At 44.2% G+C, this 748-nt stretch carries 1 protein-coding gene and 1 pseudogene; one reads left to right on the top strand and one right to left on the bottom strand.

Annotated features, from left to right (window positions below):
* Positions 1-235 (top strand): annotated as a pseudogene (locus A3735_RS30070) (DNA polymerase II); the annotation flags it as partial.
* Positions 236-255: 20 nt separating this feature from the next.
* Here the strand turns inward: A3735_RS30070 and A3735_RS01510 are convergent.
* The coding region (locus A3735_RS01510; RefSeq protein ID WP_197485582.1) for an alkyl sulfatase C-terminal domain-containing protein at positions 256-748 on the bottom strand (493 nt) is incomplete at its 5' end.

The raw sequence follows: 748 nt of genomic DNA, 5'->3' as shown, positions 1-748 counted from the left end.
CAAAATAGCCGACGAAAAGAACAAAGCGCTTGGCAAGCCACTACAGTATCAACACAAAGGCTGGATCAACTATATCATCACCCTGAACGTGCCTGAGCCTTTGGACTATCTTGAATCAGACATTGATTACCAACACTACATTGAGAAACAGCTAAAGCCCATCGCGGAAGGCATTCTGCCCTTTATCGGGATGGACTTTGATCGCCTAATAGATAATCAAATGGCCTTATTCTAGGGAACCTAGAAGTAAGTTCCTTAAGGCTCAATGATATTAAAGACACCTCTCGGCTTCTCAAACAACCTGAAGAAACTCACTAAATCCAGCTTACTACCCTCCACCGTCAAATCATCCGAGAACAGGGTTTCTTTGATCCCAGCCTGATCAGTGGCCATTTTGAGAAATAACTCATGAGTCACCTTAAGTGTGGCATCCGCATCACTGACAGGTTCAATTTGTTCAAAATGCAGAACGGCATTTTCAATCCACAAATAGAAATTTACCTGCCTGTCAGTGAAGGTGATATTGATCTTATGATGGCTATCAAAAGCTTCCGGGCCAATTAAACGGGCAGCCATTGATATAAAGAAGTTCTCAAGAGGTGCCTCTCTCAGAACCCCCTCCATCATTGCCACATCAACGCCTTTATCCGNGCCACCATGTCTCAGCTCATAAGCCCCCGTAAGATAATTATCTCGCCAAGGCGCTGATTCCGATTGGTATCCCAATTGATCATAAGCTTTAGCAAGG

Source organism: Oleiphilus sp. HI0061 (assembly GCF_001635675.1).
The sequence above is the reverse complement of the archived record's forward strand: the minus strand, read 5'-3'. Positions and strand labels throughout refer to the sequence as shown.